Annotated in this window: 14 protein-coding genes; 11 read left to right on the forward strand and 3 right to left on the reverse strand. The window is 73.0% G+C overall.

Annotation, left to right across the window (positions count from 1 at the left end):
- Window positions 1–201 precede the first annotated feature (201 nt).
- The 11 genes from ACIQRW_RS13445 (at window position 202) to ACIQRW_RS13495 (ending at window position 14,323) form a co-directional block, all read left to right on the forward strand.
- Window positions 202–1,467 carry an ABC transporter substrate-binding protein gene (locus tag ACIQRW_RS13445; protein ID WP_403758613.1) on the forward strand — a complete coding sequence of 422 codons (1,266 nt, stop codon included), beginning with the start codon at window positions 202–204 and terminating at the stop codon, window positions 1,465–1,467.
- Between the two features lie 135 nt (window positions 1,468–1,602).
- Complete coding sequence (locus ACIQRW_RS13450) at window positions 1,603–2,445, forward strand: carbohydrate ABC transporter permease (protein WP_403758616.1); 843 nt, start codon at window positions 1,603–1,605, stop codon at window positions 2,443–2,445.
- Complete coding sequence (locus ACIQRW_RS13455; RefSeq protein ID WP_403758619.1) at window positions 2,432–3,361, forward strand: carbohydrate ABC transporter permease; 930 nt, start codon at window positions 2,432–2,434, stop codon at window positions 3,359–3,361. Before ACIQRW_RS13450 ends, ACIQRW_RS13455 begins: the two co-directional genes overlap by 14 nt.
- Window positions 3,362–3,433: 72 nt before the next feature.
- Entirely contained in the window at window positions 3,434–4,198 is a 765-nt protein-coding gene (locus ACIQRW_RS13460) for an SDR family NAD(P)-dependent oxidoreductase (protein ID WP_403758622.1), read from the forward strand.
- The gene (locus ACIQRW_RS13465) at window positions 4,186–5,979 is read left to right on the forward strand and encodes a heparinase II/III family protein (protein WP_403758625.1); all 1,794 of its coding nucleotides are present in this window, start codon (window positions 4,186–4,188) and stop codon (window positions 5,977–5,979) included. The genes ACIQRW_RS13460 and ACIQRW_RS13465 overlap by 13 nt, the downstream gene beginning before the upstream one ends.
- A gap of 3 nt (window positions 5,980–5,982) precedes the next feature.
- Window positions 5,983–7,968: a hypothetical protein gene (locus ACIQRW_RS13470; protein WP_403758628.1), complete on the forward strand. Its 1,986-nt coding sequence runs from the start codon at window positions 5,983–5,985 to the stop codon at window positions 7,966–7,968.
- Window positions 7,969–7,971: 3 nt separating this feature from the next.
- Window positions 7,972–8,613, forward strand: a complete 642-nt coding sequence (locus ACIQRW_RS13475) for a hypothetical protein (RefSeq protein ID WP_403758631.1) — start codon at window positions 7,972–7,974, stop codon at window positions 8,611–8,613.
- The gene (locus ACIQRW_RS13480; protein WP_403758634.1) at window positions 8,610–9,692 is read left to right on the forward strand and encodes a DUF1565 domain-containing protein; all 1,083 of its coding nucleotides are present in this window, start codon (window positions 8,610–8,612) and stop codon (window positions 9,690–9,692) included. Before ACIQRW_RS13475 ends, ACIQRW_RS13480 begins: the two co-directional genes overlap by 4 nt.
- Window positions 9,689–10,840: an SGNH/GDSL hydrolase family protein gene (locus ACIQRW_RS13485; RefSeq protein ID WP_403759427.1), complete on the forward strand. Its 1,152-nt coding sequence runs from the start codon at window positions 9,689–9,691 to the stop codon at window positions 10,838–10,840. The genes ACIQRW_RS13480 and ACIQRW_RS13485 overlap by 4 nt, the downstream gene beginning before the upstream one ends.
- 86 nt (window positions 10,841–10,926) lie before the next feature.
- Entirely contained in the window at window positions 10,927–13,344 is a 2,418-nt protein-coding gene (locus ACIQRW_RS13490) for a polysaccharide lyase 8 family protein (RefSeq protein WP_403758637.1), read from the forward strand.
- Window positions 13,345–13,348: 4 nt separating this feature from the next.
- Window positions 13,349–14,323, forward strand: coding sequence for an acetylxylan esterase (locus tag ACIQRW_RS13495; RefSeq protein WP_403758640.1), 975 nt, complete (start codon window positions 13,349–13,351; stop codon window positions 14,321–14,323).
- A gap of 36 nt (window positions 14,324–14,359) precedes the next feature.
- Here ACIQRW_RS13495 and ACIQRW_RS13500 read toward each other — a convergent pair whose 3' ends face one another.
- From ACIQRW_RS13500 to ACIQRW_RS13510, 3 genes are all read right to left on the reverse strand, one after another.
- Complete coding sequence (locus ACIQRW_RS13500; RefSeq protein ID WP_403759429.1) at window positions 14,360–15,904, reverse strand: phytoene desaturase family protein; 1,545 nt, start codon at window positions 15,902–15,904, stop codon at window positions 14,360–14,362.
- 222 nt (window positions 15,905–16,126) lie between these two features.
- On the reverse strand, window positions 16,127–18,340 hold the full coding sequence (locus ACIQRW_RS13505; protein ID WP_403758643.1) for a tetratricopeptide repeat protein: 2,214 nt from the start codon (window positions 18,338–18,340) through the stop codon (window positions 16,127–16,129).
- A gap of 28 nt (window positions 18,341–18,368) precedes the next feature.
- A complete protein-coding gene (locus ACIQRW_RS13510) occupies window positions 18,369–19,271 on the reverse strand; it encodes an oxygenase MpaB family protein (RefSeq protein WP_403758646.1) in 903 nt (300 codons plus the stop codon).
- Window positions 19,272–19,275 lie beyond the last annotated feature (4 nt).

A 19,275-nucleotide genomic window follows, 5' to 3' on the forward strand; every position in this document is an offset into this window, starting at 1 on the left:
GATTCTAGTGTATCGATTTACTGAAGTCTCTCTACCGATACACCCGTTAACTTGCTCGAAAAATTGTTGTGCATCAGCTGTTGACGCCACTCCAGCGGCATTCCTAGTCTCAGTGCATCGATTTACCAGCACATCCCAGCCATGGCCGGGACTCCCTCACTGGATCGATCCACAAACTCCGCCTCAAAAAAGGGGTGCCTCATGGAACTCAACAGACGGTCGCTGCTCGCCGCCATCGGTGCGGGCACCGCCGCCGCGCTCACGGGCTGCGGCACCGGCACCTCCGCGGCCGGTTCCGCCGACGGTCCCGCCGAGGGCGAGATCACCCTCCTCACCCCGATCTACGAGGGCGCGAAGGGCAAGACGCTCCTGGAGGGCGACACCCTCGGCGGGTTCCGGAAGAAGTATCCGGACGTCAAGGTGAACGTGGACTACACCACGTACGCCCAGCTCAACGAGAAGATCACCACCGGGCTCGCGGGCGGCCTGCTGCCCGACGTGCTGATGATGGGGGTCGGCTGGATCCCGCCGTTCGCCGCCAAGGGGGCGATCGCGGAACTGCCGGAGAAGCTGGCAGAGGCGCACGACTACGAGAAGCGGGTGCTGGAGCCGTCGCGCCACGACGGCAAGCTGTACGCCCTGCCCGTCGTGCTCGACACCCGCATCGTGGTCTACCGCAAGGACCACTTCGCCGAGGCCGGCATCCGCAGGACGCCCGCCAACTGGTCCGAACTGCGCGCCGTCGCCAAGCAGCTGACGAAGAAGGGCCGGGTCGGGTTCGACCCCTTCTCCATCGATCTGCGCCAGTGCTGGGAGACCTTCCTCTTCGCCAACGGCGGCCGGCTGTTCAGCGAGGACGGCAGGAAGCCGCTGTTCACCGACGCCCGTGGGGTGGAGGCCCTCCAGTTCTTCAAGGACCTGGTGGCCGACGGCTCGGCGGACTTCGCGCGCAAGACCGCCGCCGGAGCACCGTCGAACGTGCAGACCGGCCAGGCCTCGATGATGATGACGACCAGCGCGCTGTGGGTCCAGGTCAAGGAACAGAACCCGGAGCTGATCGAGCAGGACAAGCTCGGCTCGTTCGTCCTGGCCAACCGCAGGCCCGCGATGCTCCAGGGCGGCACGCTCGTCACCCAGTCGGCGAGCTCCAAGCACCCGGCCGCGGCCCGTGCGCTCGTGGAGTGGCTGGCCACCCCCGAATCGATCCTCGGCGCGGCCCAGCAGCGCGGTTCGGTGCCCGGGCTGCGGGATCTCGACGACACCGGCTACGTCAAGGAGAACCAGTTCGTCGACCTCTCCCTGAAGAACCTCCAGCACGCGGCGTCCGAGGGCGGCACCGCCGCCTGGATGGAGATCCGCGAGAAGATCAAGCCGACGCTGGAGCCCGCGATCGTGGGCGACCAGTCGGCGAAGGACGCCATCGCGGAGCTCGGCCGGCTCGCCGAGGCCGCCATCGGCCGGATGTGAGGACCGGTCACTGTGGGAGCGACATCCGTATTGAAGGCGCGGCCCGTGCGGCCGCCCGCACCTCCTGAATCGGCGCCGACCCAGCGCACCCGCCGGACCCCCACGGGACCCGGACGCCGACGGCGCCGGGCCGGCATGCTCATGGTGGCGCCCGCGCTGCTGCACGCCTCGCTGTGGATCGGCCTGCCGGTGCTGGCCGCGGTGGCCCTGGCGTTCACGAAGTACGACGTACTGACCGCCCCGCAGTTCGTGGGTCTTGACAACTTCCGGGACATGCTGGACGACGCGGTCTTCCGCAAGTCCATCGTCAACACCGCCGTCTACACCTTCTTCACCGTGCCGTTCGGCATGCTGCTGGGCCTGCTGCTGGCCATGGCCCTGCACACCGGCCTCAAGGCCCGCGGCATCTTCCGCACCGCGGTCTTCCTGCCGCAGGTCACGGCCACGGTCGCCATCGCCCTGGTCTGGCTGTGGATCTACAACCCGGGCAATGGCCTGCTCAACGCGCTGCTGTCGTTCATCGGCATCGACGGCCCGGCCTGGCTCTCCTCGACGACGTGGGCGATGCCCTCGGTGATCCTGGTCGGCATCTGGCAGGGCATCGGCATGAAGATGCTCATCTATCTCGCCGCGCTCCAGTCGCTCCCCAGGGAGCTGTACGAGGCGGCGTCGGTGGACGGCGCGTCGAAGGTCCGGCAGTTCTTCTCCATCACGCTGCCGCTGCTGAAGCCCGCCACGTTCTTCGTGCTCATCACGTCGATGATCAGCGCGTTCCAGTCCTTCGACCAGATCTACATCCTCACCGACGGCGGCCCCGCCAACAGCACGACGATGATGACCTACGAGATCTACAAGTCCGCCTTCCGGGAGTTCCGCGTCGGATACGCCTGCGCCCAGTCCCTGGTGCTGTTCGTGCTGCTGATGGGCTTCACCCTGGTCAACCGGCGGATCATGGGAGGCACCCGTGGCCACAGTTGATACCCGGAAGCCGGTAGCCCCGAGCACCGCGGAGCCGCGGGGGCGCGGCGGTCGGCGGCCGGTGTCCCCGGGCCGGATCGCGCTCTACATCACGCTGTCGGTGATCTCCCTGCTGATGGTGGTGCCGTTCGTCTGGATGGTGATCACCTCACTCAAGTCGCCGGTGGAGATCGCCTCCCAGGACGCCGGACTCCTGCCCAGCAGCTGGCAGTTCGGCAACTACGTCGACGCGTTCCGGGCGGCCCCGTTCGCCACGTACGCCCGCAACAGCTTCATCATCGCGATCAGTCACACCGTGCTGAACGTCCTGGTCGCCTCCATGGCCGGGTACGCGCTGGCGCGGATCAGGTTCCGCGGCAGCGAGGTGATCTTCTACCTGTTCATCGCGGCGCTGATGATCCCGACGTACACGAAGGTGCTGCCGGAGTTCCTGATCGTCCGCTTCATGCCGCTGGCCGGCGGGAACGACATCCTCGGTCAGGGCGGGAGCGGCTGGCTCGACACCTGGTGGGCCCTGATCATCCCGGGGGCGGTGACGCCGTTCGCGGTCTTCCTCTTCCGCCAGTTCTACCTGGATCTGCCGGTGGAGCTGGAGGAGGCGGCCCGCCTCGACGGCCTCGGCGAGTTCCGCATCTACGCCCGGATCATGACGCCGCAGGTCAAGCCGGCGCTCACCACCGTGGCGCTGCTGACCTTCGAGTCGTCCTGGAACAACTTCCTGTGGCCGTTGCTGGTGACCCGGACGGACAGCCTGCGGGTCATCCAGGTCGGGCTCTCCGTCTTCAAGACGGAGAACGGCACCCAGTGGCACTTCCTGATGGCCGGCACCACGCTCGCCACCCTTCCCATGGTCCTTCTCTTCCTCATCGGCCAGCGCTACTTCGTGCAGGGCTTCGCCACCGCCGGTCTCAAGTGACCGGCCCCCGGCCCCCTGCGGCCGGGCACCGAATCCGGCCCGCAGTGGCCGGAAACCGAAAGGGCTTCACCCATGTCTGCTGATCTGCAGGGCTCCCGCGCGCTGGTGACGGGGGCGGGGCACGGCATCGGCCGGGCCATCGCGCTCGCCCTGGCCGAGGCCGGCGCCGACGTCGCCGTGCACTACCACTCCTCCGCCGACCGGGCGGCCGAAACGGTCTCGGCGATCGAGGCGCTGGGCAGGCGCTCCAAGGCGTTCGCCGCCGACGCGACCGTGACCGCGGACGTGGACCGGCTGGTCGAGGAGGCGGCCGGCTTCCTCGGCGGACTCGACATCCTGGTCTGCAACGCCGGTCACCTCGTCGGCCGCTCGACCATCGCCGAGATGAGCGACGAACACTTCGACCGGGTGATCTCCACCAACCTGTCCTCGACGTTCCGCACGGTGCGGGCGGCGCTGCCGCATCTGACGCGGTCCCCGGCCGGACGCGTCATCACCATGTCCTCGCTCGCCGCGCACAACGGCGGCGGCCCCGGCTCGGTGGCCTACGCCGCCGCGAAGGCCGGGATCCGCGGCTTCACCAAGGGCCTGGCCAAGGAGCTGGCCGGCACCGGCATCACGGTCAACGCGGTCGCGCCGGGCTTCATCAAGGGCACCGCGTTCCACGACACCTTCACCGCGCCCGCGGCGCAGGAGGCCATGGAAGCGGGCATCCCGGTCGGCCGGGCGGGCACCCCCGAGGACGTGGCGTCCGCCGTGGTCCATCTGGCCTCGCCCGCTTCGGGCTTCCTGACGGCGACCACGATGGACATCGACGGTGGCGTATGGCCGCGTTGAGGCGGATCGCGCGGGAGCGCGGCGGCTGGTGGCACGCGTACGTCTGCCCGGCGCACGGGGTGGAGCTGGAGCACGGCGATCTCCTCGCCGGGGCGTTCCCCGAGGGCGGTGCGCGGTGTGCGCACGGCTGCCGGGTGGACACCGAAGCGGTGCGCGGCGCGTGGCTGGTCCTCTCGCACCAGGCCTGGGCCCGTCATCTGCGGGTGCTGGCGCACCGGGGCGAGCGGGCGGAGGCGGTGGAGCGGCTGGGCGAGTACGCGGGCCTGTACGCCGAGCTGGCCGCCGACCGGCACGGCGAGGCGCAGGGCTGGATGCTGCGCGGCCGGCTCTTCCACCAGGCGCTGACGGACGCCATCTGGGCGGTGAACGTCGGGCACGCGGTGATCACGCTCGCGGAGAAGGAGGCCGGGGACCTGGCCGCGGTGCTGCCGCTGCTGGAGGCGCTGGAGGAAGCGGCGCTGGAGGCCCGGGACGTGTTGACCGCCCAGGGGCAGCTGGCGTCCAACTACACGGCGTGGCTGAACGCGGCCGGCGTCGCGGCGAGCCGGGCGGTGGCGGCCGTCCGGTCCACGGCCTGGGAGGGCGCCGGATGCTGGCTGGAGGGCGAGCACGGGCTGTACGCGCATCTGCGCGTGGCCGTCGCGGACGACGGCTGGGAGTGGGAGGGCAGTACCTACTACCACGGCTTCGTGCTGCGGGCGGCGCTGCTGGCGCTGCGCTCCACCGACCCGTCCGCCCTGCCGACCGACGTGGTGGGCGTGCTGGCGGGGATGACGGACGTGCTGGCCGCCGTCGCGACGCCGGGCGGTGTGCTGCCGGCCCTGCACGACGGCCCCTACCGGCGCGACGCCCTCGGGCTTGAGTGGCTGGAACTGATCGCGCTGGCCCGGCAGTCGGTGCCGTCGGACGCGCTGGACGCGGTGGCGGACCGGGTCCGTGCGGAGCTCGGCGAGGCGGACGACGCTCTCGACCGTGAGCTGGACGGCTGGTTCGCCGGGCCGCCGCTCCCCCGGCGGGCCGCTTCCGCCCCGGTCACCGTGTTTCCCTCGACCGGGTACGCGGTGCTGCGGGCGGCGGGCATCCACGCCCTGGTGGACTTCGGCCCGCACGGCGGATCGCACGGCCACCGGGACAAGCTGTCGCTGTATCTGTACGGCGACACCACCGCGTGGCAGCCGGACCCGGGCCAGGTGCCTTACGCCCACCCGGAGTTCCGCGACCTGTACACCTCGACTGCGGCCCACCCCGCGTTCCGGGTGGACGGCGCCGAGCAGGCCGAGTGCGCCGGTGCGCTGACGGCGGCGGACGCCGTCTCGGTGACCGCCGAGGTGACGGAGGCGTACGAGGGTGTCCGGGCGGTCCGTCGGGTGACCGTCGGCCCGTGCTATCTGGTGGACCTCCTGACGGTGGAGGTCACGGGCCGGGAGGACCCCCGCGTCACCGCCCAACTGCGGCCCGGCACCGCGCTGGACGTGCAGGTGCAGGCGGCGGGCCCGGTGCGCACCACCTGGTACGGGGACGAGACGCTGCACGGCTGGCACACCCAGGGCGACGGGGTGCCGGTGCGTCCCCTCACCCTGCCGGGCCCCGGTCCGGCCGACGACCCGCAGCGCACCCGGACCCGGGTCGACTTCACGGCCGAGGGAGCGCACGTCGTCTTCGCCTCGGTCTACCAGGCGGCGTCGGCGGGCCCCGCGGTGAGCGAGGTGCGGCTGGACGGTACGGAGCTGACCGTGGAACTGTCGGACGGTTCGATCGCCCACTTCCGGACGGAGGGCTGAGCCGTGCTGCTCTCGGCGACCCCACCGCCCGGTCCGCGCCCCGCCCAGGAGACCCGGGTGCGGGAGGAGGCGGCCCGCCACCGCGAACTGACCCCGCCCCGCACCCACCCGCTGGCCAGCATCACCTGGCTGGGCCCGGCCGCGTCCAACCCGGCCCTGGCCTACCGGATCGGCGGCGACCCGGCCGATCTCGCGGAGAGCGTGCGCTGGATCGAGGCGGCGTCACGGCTGCCGCACTGGGGCCGGGCCCATATGCCCGACCACGACCTGGACGCCGGCTGGCTGCTCCACCATCTGGCGCTCGCCCTGCGCTGGATCGGGAACGACCTGCCGGACGACGTGGCCGCGCTGCTCCGCTACAAGCTGCTGATCCAGGGGCGTCGCCTGTACGACTTCGCGGTGGCGAGCGAGGGCCGCTGGTGGTCGTCCTCGTACTGGCAGAACCACAACTGGATCTGTTACGCGGGTCTGGCGACGGCCGGCTACGTGCTGGGCAAGGAGGCGTGGACCGAACGGGCGAAGTCGAACCTCGCCACGGTGCTGGACGTGATGCCCGAGGACGGTTCGCACGCGGAGGGGGTCGTCTACTGGCGTTACGGAGTCCCGTTCCTGGCGATCCACCTGGATCTGCTGGCGGAGACCGAGGGCGTCGACTGGTGGGACCGGGGAGGCTTCATGGCGAACACCTTCGGCTACCGGCTGCACCAGAGCGCGCCCGGCTTCGCGTTCACGATCGACCACGGCGACTGCCACGACCGGCGCAGCGGCCACAGCGCCGGGCTCTACTACCGGCTGGCCGCGCAGTACGGCATCGCCGAGGCGCAGTGGCTGGGCGACCTCGCCTCGGGCGAGCTGCTCCGGGCGGAGGCGGAGCACAGCGGGGTGCGGCCGGGCATCCTGCCGGAGGCGTACCTCGAATACCTCTGGTACGACCCGGCCGTCGTGGCGGCCCGGCCCACCGTGACCCGGGCGTTCTTCCCGGACCTGGGGCTGCTCGCGGCCCGCACCGGCTGGGACGCGGACGCCACCGCGGTGTCGTTCAAGGCGAGTCCCGGCGGCGGCCACCGGGCCTGGGAGACGAGCGCGAAGCACCGGGCGGAGCTGGGCCACGAGACGCTGAACCAGGGGCACCACCACCCGGACTCGGGCTCCTTCGTCCTGCTGTCGGGGGCCGCCCACCTCGCCGTGGACGACGGCTACAGCAACCGCAAGCGGGCGGAACACCACAATCTGCTGCTGGTCGACGGGCAGGGGTACGCGGACGAGGACCGCTACCACGTCTACGAGGGGATTCCGTATCTGCGGCAGGCCCGGCAGCGGGACGTGCTGGTGGGCGACGAGGAGGGGTGGGCGCACGCCACGGCGGAGATCGCCGCGATGTACGACCCGGCCCTCGGGGTCGGCCGACTGGACCGGACCCTGGTGTTCACCCCGGCGGGGCGGCTGGTGCTCCTGGACCTGGCGGAGTCTCAGGAGCCGCGGGAGTGGACGTTCCTGCTCCGGACGGACCGGCCGACGGAGGAACACGCCGACGGCAGCCGGCTGATCAGGTCCGGCGAGGCCACCGCCCGGGTGCGCCGGCTCGCCCCGGACGAGGCGTCGGTGCGCACCGGGGTCATGGAGGTGGAGGCCAATCCGACGTCCAGCACTCCGGAACTGCGGCTCACCCGCACCCTGCACACGCTGGACGTGACCACTCCGGCCTGCCGGGCGGGCCTGTTCCTCACCGCCATCACGCCGGACGCCGCGTGCCCGGTCACCGGGGCGGAGCTGACCGAGGGCCACGGTGTGCGGTTCGCGGACGGCGAGGAGAGCGTGTTCCTCTCCCCCGTCGCCCGCCGCATCCGGGGGGTGGGGCTCTCGGCGGACGCCGCCGCCGTCCTGCTCACCGCCGCCGGAGCCGCGTACGTCGTGGCGGCGACCCGGCTGGAGCTGGCGGGCCGGGTACTCCTCGACGTAACGGATCCGTACACAGGAAAGGTCGGGTAGATCATGGGGACACCTCTCGCCGGGGCGGTGGCGTCGCCGCCCGTTCCGGAAGCCACCCCGTCGGGCTGGCCGACGCTGCTGCGCCGGCTGGAGTTCGTCGCCTACCCGGCCGCCGCCGGGGCCGCGTTCACGCTGCTGGCGCTGGGGGTGGTGACCTGGCTGCCGGCGCTCGCCGCGATGGGCCGGGCGCTCCAGCGGTGGCGGGTGGAGGGGGACAGCCGCTGCTTCACCAACACGCTGGCCGCCTTCGGCGGTTACTGGCGCGCGCTGTGGCTCCACGGCCTGCTGTCCACGGCAGTAGCGGCCGTCCTGGCCGCCAACACCATGTATGCGCTGGGCCGTTCGGAGGCATGGACCTTCCCCTTGCTGGCCGCGCAGATGGGCATCGCGGCGGCGTTCGTGATCCACCATGTGGCGCTCGCGGCCGAGGCGGGCCGGGACCCGGACGGCGGTGTCCGGTCCTGGTCGGCCGGGGCGCTGGCGCTCGGCTTCGGGTCCCCGGCCCGGGGCACCGCCCTGCTCGGCGCGGTGATCTCCGCCGTCCTGCTCTCCCTCGTCGTACCGCTGGGGCCACTGCTGCTCGGCCCGAGCGTTCCGGTACTGCTCGCCCTGTCCATCGCCGATCCCAGGAGGCACACCTCATGACCCGTCTTCCGCGCACCGCCCTGGCCGCCGCGCTCGTCGTCGGCCTCGCCCCGCTCGTCGTGACCACGCCCTCGGCCGCGGCCGAGGCGGCGAGCGCGTACTACGTGTCGCCGTCCGGGAGCGACGCGAACTCCGGTACGTCGGCGGGCGCTCCGCTGGCCACAATCCAGAAGGCGGTGGATCTGGCTCCGTCGGGCGCGGTGGTGAACCTGGCCCCGGGCACCTACCGGCAGGACGTGGTGACCGCTCGGGCCGGGGTCACCATCACCGGTCCGTCGAACGCCGTGGTGAAGGGCGCGGGCGACGCCCGGATCATCCAGGTCCGGCACGACAGCACGACGCTCAGCGGCTTCACCGTGGACGGGCTGCACGGGTCGGCCTCGAACGTGTCGGGCTACCGGCTCAAACTCATTTATGTCATGAGCACGACTCCCGGGAACGGGGTCGGCGGCCTGCGCGTCACCGGCATGACCCTCAAGAACGCGGCCGACGAGTGCCTGCGCCTGCGCTATCTCGTCACGGGTGCCGAGGTGAACGACAACACCATCACGGGCTGCGGGGTCGCCGACTTCGTGTTCGACGGGGGCGGGAAGAACGGCGAGGGGATCTACCTCGGTACGGCCCCCGAGCAGCAGGGCTCCAACGGGGCTCCGGACGCGGCGGCCGACGTCAGCCGGAACAACCGCATCCACCACAACACCATCGTCACGCGGGGCAACGAGTGCGTGGACGTGAAGGAGAACGCGACGAACAACTACGTCGAGTACAACGACTGCAGCGGCCAGCGCGACCCCAGCTCCGGCGGGCTCGACGCCCGGGGCAGCGGCAATATCTTCCGGTACAACACCGTCCACGGCAACGTGGGCGCGGGCGTCCGGCTCGGCGGTGACACCGCGACGGACGGCACCGCGACCTCCGTCTACGGCAACACCATCACCGGCAACGCGGGCGGCGGCATCAAGTTCATGCGCACCCCGCAGGGCCCCGTCTGCTCCAACACCATGAGCGGCAACACGGGCGGCGACGCCGTGGGCACCTACGGCAGCTCCTACGACCCGACCGGTGTGTGCCCGCAGTGAGCGGCCGGGGGCCCGCGAGACGCGGGGTTCTGTACGCGGCGGCGGCAGCCGGGGCCGCCGCGGTCGCCGCCACGGCGACGGACGCGCGCGCGGCGGGGACGACCGGCCCCGCACGTTCACGCTGGACGACGTCCTGGGCCACGGCCCAGACCGCGCCGACCGCCGCCGACCCGGTGGCGTACGCCGGGCTGACCGACGGCTACTGCACGGCCCTGCTGCGGCTGTCGGCGGGTGGAGCGGTCCGGCTGCGGTACGCGAACACCTTCGGGACCGCGCCCGTGCTGGTCGGCCCGGTGACCGCGGACGGCCGCCCGGTGACCTTCGCCGGGCGGAGCCAGGAGTGGCTGGCGGCGGGCGCGAGTCTGACCAGCGATCCCGTCGCGGGGCTGCGGGTCCCGGACGGGGCGCGGCTGGAGGTGCGGACGCGGGTCCCCGGCCCGACCGGTCCGCTCTCCTTCCACCGCAACACCCATGCCTGGCACACCGTCGACGGCGTGCGCACCCGGTCGGTCCTCCTGCTGACCGGGGTGGAGACCACCGGGGCGCGCGGCCCGGTCCTCGCGGTGCTCGGCGACTCCATCGCGGAGGGCGTCGGCACCCCCGACGACGCCGATCTGCGGTGGCCCGACCAGTTGGCGCGGCGGCTTCCCGGTGCGGCCGTCGCCAACCTCGGGATCAGCGGCAACCGGCTGCTGCTCGACGACGTCCGCTTCGGGCCCGGTGGCCAGGCCCGCTTCGACCGCGACGTACTCGGGCTGCCGGGACTGCGGACGGTGCTCGTCCACCTGGGCGTCAACGACCTCCAGCAGCCGCCGGGACAGAGCGGTCCGGACCAGGTCCTGGCCGGCTACCGGCAGGTGGTGCTGCGCGCCCGGGGCGCCGGGCTGCGGGTCGTGGGCGCCACCATCACCCCGTTCGAGGGGTGGACCCGCTGGTCGCCGGAGCTTGACGCGGTCCGCGGGCACATCAACCGGGCCGTGCGCACCGGGCGGATCTTCGACGGCGTGGCCGACTTCGACGCCGCGCTGCGCGACCCGGACCGCCCGTCCCGGATGCTCCCCGCGCTCGACAGCGGCGACGGTCTGCATCCGGGCCCTTCCGGTCACGCGGCGCTCGCCGCCGCCGTCGACCGCGGACACCTTCTGTGAGCCGGCGTGATCCGAGACCTTCCGTCGGCCGAGACCTTCTGTGAGCCGAGACCTTCCGTGAGCCGACACCTTCTGTGAGAGGCGACATGACGAACCGAGGCACCACCCGGCGCACCGTCCTGACCGGTGCGGCCGCCCTGGGCGCGGCGGCGACGCTGCCCCTGACCCTCGCCGCTCCCGCCCACACGGCGTCCGGCACGGCACGGACGGGGGCCGAGGACGCCGCGGCGCTGCGCACCCGTTGGCACACACTGCTGACCGGCGGCCCGGACCTCGACCGGGACGACGAGCGGATCGTCGCCGCGACCGCCCGTGTGGGGCGGGCCGGGGCCACCGCCGCCACCGGCCTCGACCCGTCCCGGACGGACGGGCTGTTCCCCGACCTGACCAGCACGACGCTCTCCAACCACGTCACCACGTCGTTCAAGCGGCTGGCGACGGCCGCCACCGCCTGGGCGGTCCCCGGCACCCCGCAGCACGGTGACGCGGCCCTGCTGGCGAAACTGCTGGGCGGCGTCGACTGGATGCTGACCCACCGTTACGGCCCCGAGCACACCCGCTTCGACAACGACTGGGACTGGGAGATAGGCGCGGCGCTCGCGCTCAACGACACGGCGGTGCTGCTCCACGACGAGCTGGGCGCGGAGCGCCTGGAGCGGGTCACGGCCGCCGTGCTCCACTACACACCGGACCCGAACCTGTGGCGGGTGAACCGGCAGATCGCGACCGGCGCCAACCGGGTGTGGGTCTCCACCGTGGTGGCCGTCAACGCGGTGCTGCGCGGCGACGGCGACGCACTGGCCCGGGTCCGTGACGCTCTTTCGGATGTCGAGGGTGCGGGCGCCAACAGCGTCCTGGCCTTCAACGACACCGGCGGCGCGGCGGCCGGCACGGGCGAGGGCTTCTCCTCCGACGGCTCGTTCCTCCAGCACTACAAGCACCCGTACAACGGCGGTTACGGCAAGGAGCTGCTGGGGAATCTGTCCCGGCTGCTCAATCTGCTGGCCGGTACGGCGTGGACGGTGACCGACCCCGATCTCGACAACGTGCGGGGCTGGGTGGACGACGGCTTCGACCCGCTGATGTTCCGGGGCGATGTGATGGCGTCGGTGTGCGGGCGGGAGATCGCCCGGCCGAGCAAGCAGGGGCACGCGTCGGCGCAGACCGTCGTCGAGGCGGTGCTGCGGCTGATCCCCTGCTTCCCGGGGGAGCCCGCCGACCGGTTCACGGCGCTGGTGAAGCAGTGGATCGCCGAGGACCGCTACCGGGACTTCCTCGCCGTGACCGACCTCGCCTCGCTGGTCGCCGCGCAGCGCGCGCTCGCCTCCGCCGTCCCGGCCCGGGGCCCGCTGGTCGCCCACAAGCAGCATCCTCTGATGGACAAGGCGGCCCACCACCGCCCCGCGTTCGGCCTCGGCATCTCCGCGTACTCGACCCGGATCTACAACTACGAGTCGATCCAGAACGAGAACCTGCGCGGCTGGCACCTCTCGGACGGGATGGTGCTGCTGTACACCGACGATCTGGGCCACTACAGCGAGGACTACTGGCCCACCGTCGACCCGGCCAGGCTGCCCGGCACCACCGTCATCGCCGGGCGTCCGGCCGACGCGGCGGGGCAGCGCACCACCAGCACCGCCGACTGGGCCGGCGGCACCGCGCTCCCGGACACCACGCTGGGCGCGTACGGGATGGAGCTGCGGGCCTTCGGCAGCACGCTGCACGGGCTCAAGAGCTGGTTCTGCCTGGACGACGTCATCGCCTGTGTCGGTTCGGGCATCACCGCCGAGGCGGGGACCGCCGAGACCGTGGTGGAGAACCGCAAGCTGCGCGACCCGCGTGCCGCGCTCCTGGTGAACGGCTCCGCCGCCCCGGACGGTCCCGGCTGGTCCGACGAGCTGGCGAACGTCCGGTGGCTGCACCTGGCCGGAACCGGCGGGTACGTCTTCCCCCGGCCCGCCTCCGTGCGCGCCCTGCGCGAGGAGCGCACCGCGACCTGGCGGGAGATCAACCTCAAGTACGGCACCGACACCCCGGTCACCCGCCCGTACCTGACGCTCTGGCACGACCACGGCCCGGCTCCGAGCGGGGCCGGCTACTTCCATCTCCAGTTGCCCGCCGCCTCGGCCGGGCGCACCCGGCTGCTGTCGGCCGCGCCGCCGGTGGAGCTGGTCGCCGATTCGACCGCCGTGCACGCGGTGCGGCGCGGTGCGGACGGGCTGCTGGCGGCCAACTTCTGGCGGGCGGGCTCGGCGCGGGAGCTGAGCTGCGACGGTCCGGCGTCCGTCCTGGTGCGTCCGAAGGGGCGGAACGTGGGCGTCGCCCTGTCCGATCCCACTCACCTGCGGTCCACCGTGGTGGTCGAGCTGGCCGGGCGCGGGCTCACGCTCGCCTCGGGCGGCCCCCGGGTGAGCACGGCACGCACGCCGGGCTCCATCCGGATCACCGCCGACACCTCGGGGCTGCGCGGAGCGACCCTCGACCTCACCCTGAAGAGGAGCTAGAGCCTTGCTGTTCGACATGGATCTGGAGCGGCTGCGGGAGTACCGCCCCGAGCCGCAGGAACCGGCCGACTTCGACGCCTTCTGGGAGAAGACCCTCGCGGAGAGCGCCCGGCACGACGTCGACGCCCGGTTCGTGCCGTACGAGACGGGACTGGCGACCGTCGACGTACTCGATGTGACGTTCAGGGGCTGGGCCGGGCAGCCGGTGAAGGCGTGGCTGATGCTGCCGAAGCAGCGCTCCGGGCCGCTGCCCGCCGTGGTGCAGTACATCGGGTACAACGGCGGCCGGGGCATCCCGTACGCGTGGCTGACCTGGAGCGCGCTCGGTTACGCGCACCTGGTGATGGACAACCGGGGGCAGGGCGGCGGCGGCAAGAACACCGCCGACACTCCGGACATCGGGCCCGAGGGCCATGGTTCGTCCTCGCCGGGCTTCCTGACCCGGGGCATCGAGGACCCCCACCGGCACTACTACCGGCGGCTCATCACCGACGCGGTCCGGGCCGTCGACGCGGCGAAGGCCCACGACGCGGTCGACGCCGGACGGGTCGCCGTCCTCGGCGGCAGCCAGGGCGGCGGGCTCGCGCTGGCCGTCGCCGGGCTGCGGGACGACGTGGCGGCGGCCGTCGCCGACGTGCCGTTCCTCTGCCACTACCGGCGCGCCTCACAGATCACGGACGCCGGACCGTACGCGGAGATAGCCCGTTGGCTGTCGGGGCACCGCTTCCGGATCGAGGAGGCGATGGAGACCCTGTCCTACTTCGACGGTGTCAACTTCGCCGCACGCGCGAGCGCGCCCGCCTGGTTCTCGGTGGGGCTGATGGACCGGATCTGCCCGTCCTCCACGGTGTTCGCCGCCTATCACCGCTATGCGGGACCGGCCGAGATCGAGGTGTTCCCGTACAACGGGCACGAGGGCGGCGCCGAGTACGACCTGCCGCGCAAGCTGGGTGCGCTGCGGGGGGTGTTCGGGGCCTGAGGCGGCCGAGAGGGCTGAGGGGCCTGAGGGGCGGGGTCACCGGCCCAGCGCGGCCATCGCCGCGTTGTGGCCGGGGACCCCGCTGACGCCGCCGCCGCGCACCGCGCCCGCCCCGCAGAGCGAGACGTTGGCGTGGGTGGTCTCCACGCCCCAGCGCCCGGTGCCCTCGTCCGCGTACGGGAAGGAGAGGTCGCGGTGGAAGATGTGGCCACCGGGCAGCCGCAGATCACGCTCCAGGTCGAGCGGGGTCCTGGCCTCGATGCAGGGTTCGCCGTTCACGTCGAGGGCCAGGCAGTCGGTGACCGGCTCCTCCAGATGCGCGTCCAGTTCGGCCAGGGTCGCCTTCAGCAGGGCCGCGCGGGCGGCGTCGTTGTCGGCGGCGAAGAGCCGGGCCGGGGCGTGCAGGCCGAAGAGGGTGAGGGTCTGGTAGCCGCGCGCGGCGAGGTCGGGGCCGAGGATCGACGGGTCGGTCAGCGAGTGGCAGTAGATCTCGGAGGGCGGGGCGGCGGGCAGCCGTCCGGCCGCCGCGTCCCGGTAGGCGTCGGCGAGCTGCCCGTACCCCTCGGCGATGTGGAACGTGCCGGCGAAGGCCTGCCGGGGGTCGACGGACCGGTCACGGAGCCTGGGCAGCCGGGTGAGCAGCATGTTCACCTTGAGCTGCGCGCCCTCGGCGGGCGGCGGCGGGGCGTCGCCGAGGAGGGTGGCGAGGGCCTGCGGGGAGGCGTTGACGAGCACCCGGCGGGCGGCGACGACGTGTTCCCCCTCCGGGGTGCGGACGGTGACCTCGGCGTGAGTGCCGTCGGTCTCGATCCGGGTCGCCTCGTGCCGTACGCGGATCTCGGCGCCCGCCGCACGGGCGGCCCCGGCCAGCGCGTCGGTGAGCGCGCCCATGCCTCCTACGGGGACGTCCCAGTCACCGGTGCCGCCGCCGATCACGTGGTAGAGGAAGCACCGGTTCTGGAGCAGCGAGGTGGCGTGGGCGTCGGCGAAGGTACCGATCAGGGCGTCGGTGAGGACGACCCCGCGTACCAGGTCGTCGGTGAAGTTCTCCTCGACGGCCACCCCGAGCGGTTCCTCGAACAGCATCCGCCAGGCGTCGGCGTCGTCGATGCGTTCGCGCAGTGCGTCCCGGCTCGGCAGGGGCTCGGTGAGCGTCGGGAAGACCCGTGTCGCGAGTCGCTGGGTCATGGCGTAGAACCGCTGCCAGGCCGCGTACTCGCGCTCGCCGCCGGTCAGCTCGGCGAAGGACTCCCGCGTCCCGTCGCCCGCGACGAGCAGCCCGGTGGGGCGTCCGTCGCGCACCGCGGGGGTGTAGGAGGAGACGGTCCGCTTGCGTACGGCGAAGTCGAGGCCGAGGTCCCGGACGATCTTGTCGGGCAGCAGGGACACCAGATACGAGTAGCGCGAGAGCCGGGCGTCGACCCCCGCGAAGGGGCGGGTCGAGATCGCCGCTCCCCCGGTGGCGTCGAGACGTTCCAGGACGAGGACCGACTGCCCGGCACGGGCCAGGTAGGCAGCGGCGACCAGGCCGTTGTGGCCGCCGCCGACGATCACGGCGTCGTAGCGGTCGCGGGCGGGCATGCCGGAGCCGGAGGCCCGCTGGGCGACGGGCTGACCTGCGGGTGACCGGGGTGCGGGTGTCTGGGGTGCGGGCATGCACCTTCGTAACACGCCGCCTTCCGTCCCGGCCAGGGGTGGCGTGCTCCCGGCCTGGGGGGCGTGACGGACACGGGGGGGGGACGGACACAGAGGGGGCGGGAGGGACACGGAGGGGGCGGGAGGGACGCGGGGCGGGCGTGCGGATCAGGTGCGGTGCGGTCCGGCGGCCTCCGCCGACCGTCCGAGCCGCTCCAGGCAGTGCGCCTCGTCGTCGCGGGCCGCCAGCGTCTGGGGGTGGTCGGGGCCCAGCACCCGGCCGCGCGCCTCGGCGACCTCCCGGTAGGCCACCAGCGCCTCGCTCCACCGGCCGAGCCAGCCGAGCCCCGCGGCGACCTCCCGGCGGCTGATCACGGTGTCCGGGTGATCAGGTCCGAGGGTGCGTTCCCGGAGCGCGCAGACCTCGCGCGCCTCGGCGAGCGCCTCCTCCCAGCGGCCCGTCCGCCCCAGGTTGACCCCGAGGCCGTGGCGGGCGCGCAGCGTCTCGGGGTCGGCGGCGCCCGCGGTCCGGGTGCGGTCGGCGACCAGGGAGCGGTACAGCTCCAGGGCCTCCGCGTCGCGGCCGAGCCGGCCGAGGCTGATACCGGCCTCGTAGCGGGCGGCGAAGGTGTCGGGGTGATCGGGCCCGAGAGTGCTCGCGCGGGCCCTGGCGACGTCCTGGAAGGTGTCCAGCGCCTCGTCCCAGCGGCCCAGCCTGCCCAGGGTGTACGCCACTTCGTAGCGGGTGGTGAGGGTGTCGGGGTGCGTCGGGCCGAGCAGCCGGGCGCGGGCGTCGGCGACCTCCCGGGCCAGCTGCCAGGACTCCTCGGGCCGCCCCAGCCTGCTGAGGTTGAACGCCAGGTTGTGGCGGCAGCGCAGGGTGTCCGGGTGGTCGGGGCCCATGACGCGTTCGCGGACGGCGAGGACCGCCGCGTACACCTGGTGGGCCTCGGCGTGCCGGCCGAGTCGGCCCAGGGCGTGGGCGGTCGCCTGGCGGGCGGCGAGTGTCTGCGGGTGGTCGGCGCCCAGGGCGCGTTCGCGGCCCTCGGCGACCCGGGCGAACTCGCGCAGCCCTTCCTCGGCCCGGCCCGTGCGGCTGAGGGTGAGGCCGAGTTCGTAACGGCTGGCGAGGGTGTCGGGGTGGTCGGGGCCGAGGACGCGGCCGCGCTGGGCGGCGACCTCCCGGTGCACCTCGCCCGCCTCCTCCCAGCGGCCCAGGCGGCCGAGGTCGATGCCCGCGCTGTGGCGGCCGTCGAGCGCGGCGAGGAGATCGGCAGCGGGGGGCCCGGCCGGCCCGGAGACGGCGGGGCCGGAGTGCGGGGCGGTCGCGGAGTGTGAGGCTCCGGTGGTCCACTGGCCCGTCAGCCCGGCGGCCGGGTCGACCCGTTGGGCGGCGGGGCCCGTCGCGCCGGTCGCCCGGTGGCCGGCGGTCATGGAGCGGGTCCAGGCGGGCAGGGCCCTCGTGCGCGGGGCCGACGGCCGCTCGGCGCCGGACAGGGCGAGGGGTCCCGGCCCGAGCGCGGGCTGTTCCCCGGTCCGGCCGAGGACGATGCGGCGGCGCAGGTCGCCCGCGTCGACGGGCCGCTCCTCGGGGGCCTTGGCCAGTAGGTCGAGGACGACGCGGTCGAGGAAGCCGGGCAGGTCGGCGCGGTGGGTGCGCAGCGGTTCCGGCGGGGTGTCGCGGTGTCCGACGAGCACGGCCCAGGCGTCGTCCTGGTCGAACGGCGGTACGCCGGTGGCGATTTCGTACAGGACGCAGCCCAACGAGTAGAGGTCGCTGCGGTGGTCGACCTCTTTGCCGCTGATCTGCTCGGGCGACATGTAGTGCGGGGTGCCCATGGCGAGGCCGGTGGTGGTGAGGCGGGACGTCATGCCGATGTCGTGGCCGAGGCGCGCTATGCCGAAGTCGCAGATCTTCACCGTGCCGTCGGTCAGCCGCATGATGTTGGCGGGCTTGAGGTCGCGGTGGACGATGCCCTGCTGGTGGGTGTAGCCGAGGGCGTCGGCGACCTGTTCCGCGATGTCGACGACATGGTCGACGGGCAGCGGGTGCTGCTGGTTCTCCTCCAGCAGCTGGCTCAGGTTGTGCCCGTCGAGCAGCTCCATGACGAGGTAGAGCACGCCCTCGTGCTCGCCGAAGTCGTGCACGACGGTGACGCCCCGGTGCTGGAGGGAGGCGGCCACCCGGGCCTCGCGCCGGAACCGTTCGCGCAGGATGCGGGTGAACGCCCGGTCGTGCTGGGGGCCCATGGGTTTGAGGCATTTGACGGCGACCTGACGGCCCAGCGACTCGTCGCGGGCGCGCCACACCTCGCCCATGCCGCCGCGCCCGATCAGTTCGAGCAGTCGGTACCGGCTCTGGATCAGCCTGGTGTCCGCCATCTGCCGCTTCCCGCCCCCGTTGTAGCCCTCAGCGCTGTGCCCTCCCCGGCCCGTCCAGTATGGCGGCCGGTCCGCGGAGTTTGTACGCGGCGGGGCGGCTGTCGGGCCCCAGCCGTGCCATCGCCCCGAGAATATGACCGGGCGGCAGCTGCCAGCGCACCCGGTCCGGGATCGCGCGCAGGACGGCGCCGGTGGCACGCAGCCGCCGGTCGACGGTGGCCGGCGGCGGGGCAGGCCGGCCGTACAGCTCGTGGGCGTACGGGGGCAGGGACTGGTAGGCGAGCGCCGCCACCCGCCGCCAGACCAGGGCGCGCGCCGGAACGAGCCAGGGGCGCACGGGCGGGCTGCGGAGGAAGTCGTCGACGTCGGCGGCCTCGGCTCCGGCGGCGAGTTCGGGGCGTACGCGGTCGAAGTAGGCGGCGAGTGCGGCGGCGGTGTCGGGCACCCGCTCCGGGTCGAGGCCGACGAGCCGGGCGCCGGTGCGGTGTTCGTCGATGTACCGGTCGGCCTGGGCGTCGGTGAGGGGGTAGCCGGAGCGGCGCTGGACCTGGAGGTAGGAGTCGGCCTCGGCGCAGTGCACCCAGAGCAGCAGTTCCGGTTCGTCGACACCGTACGTCTCGCCGGTGTCCGGGTCGGTGGCCTTGATCACGCGGTGGATCCGGCGGACCCGGGCGCCCGCCTGTTCGGCGGCGTCGGATGTGCCGTAGGTGATAGTGCCGACGAAGGACGCCGTACGCATGAGCCGGCCCCAGGCGTCCCGGCGGAAGTCGGAGTTCTGGGTGACTCCGCGCACGGCGCGCGGGTGGAGTGCCTGGAGGTAGAGGGCGCGGATGCCCGCGATCCACATCATCGGGTCGCCGTGCAGCTGCCAGGTGACCGACCGGGGCCCGAAAAGGCCGGGGTCGGGTCGCGGCGGAGAGGCGCCGTTCATCCGC

The sequence above is a fragment of the Streptomyces sp. NPDC091287 genome (assembly GCF_044768525.1).
GTDB lineage: Bacteria > Actinomycetota > Actinomycetes > Streptomycetales > Streptomycetaceae > Streptomyces.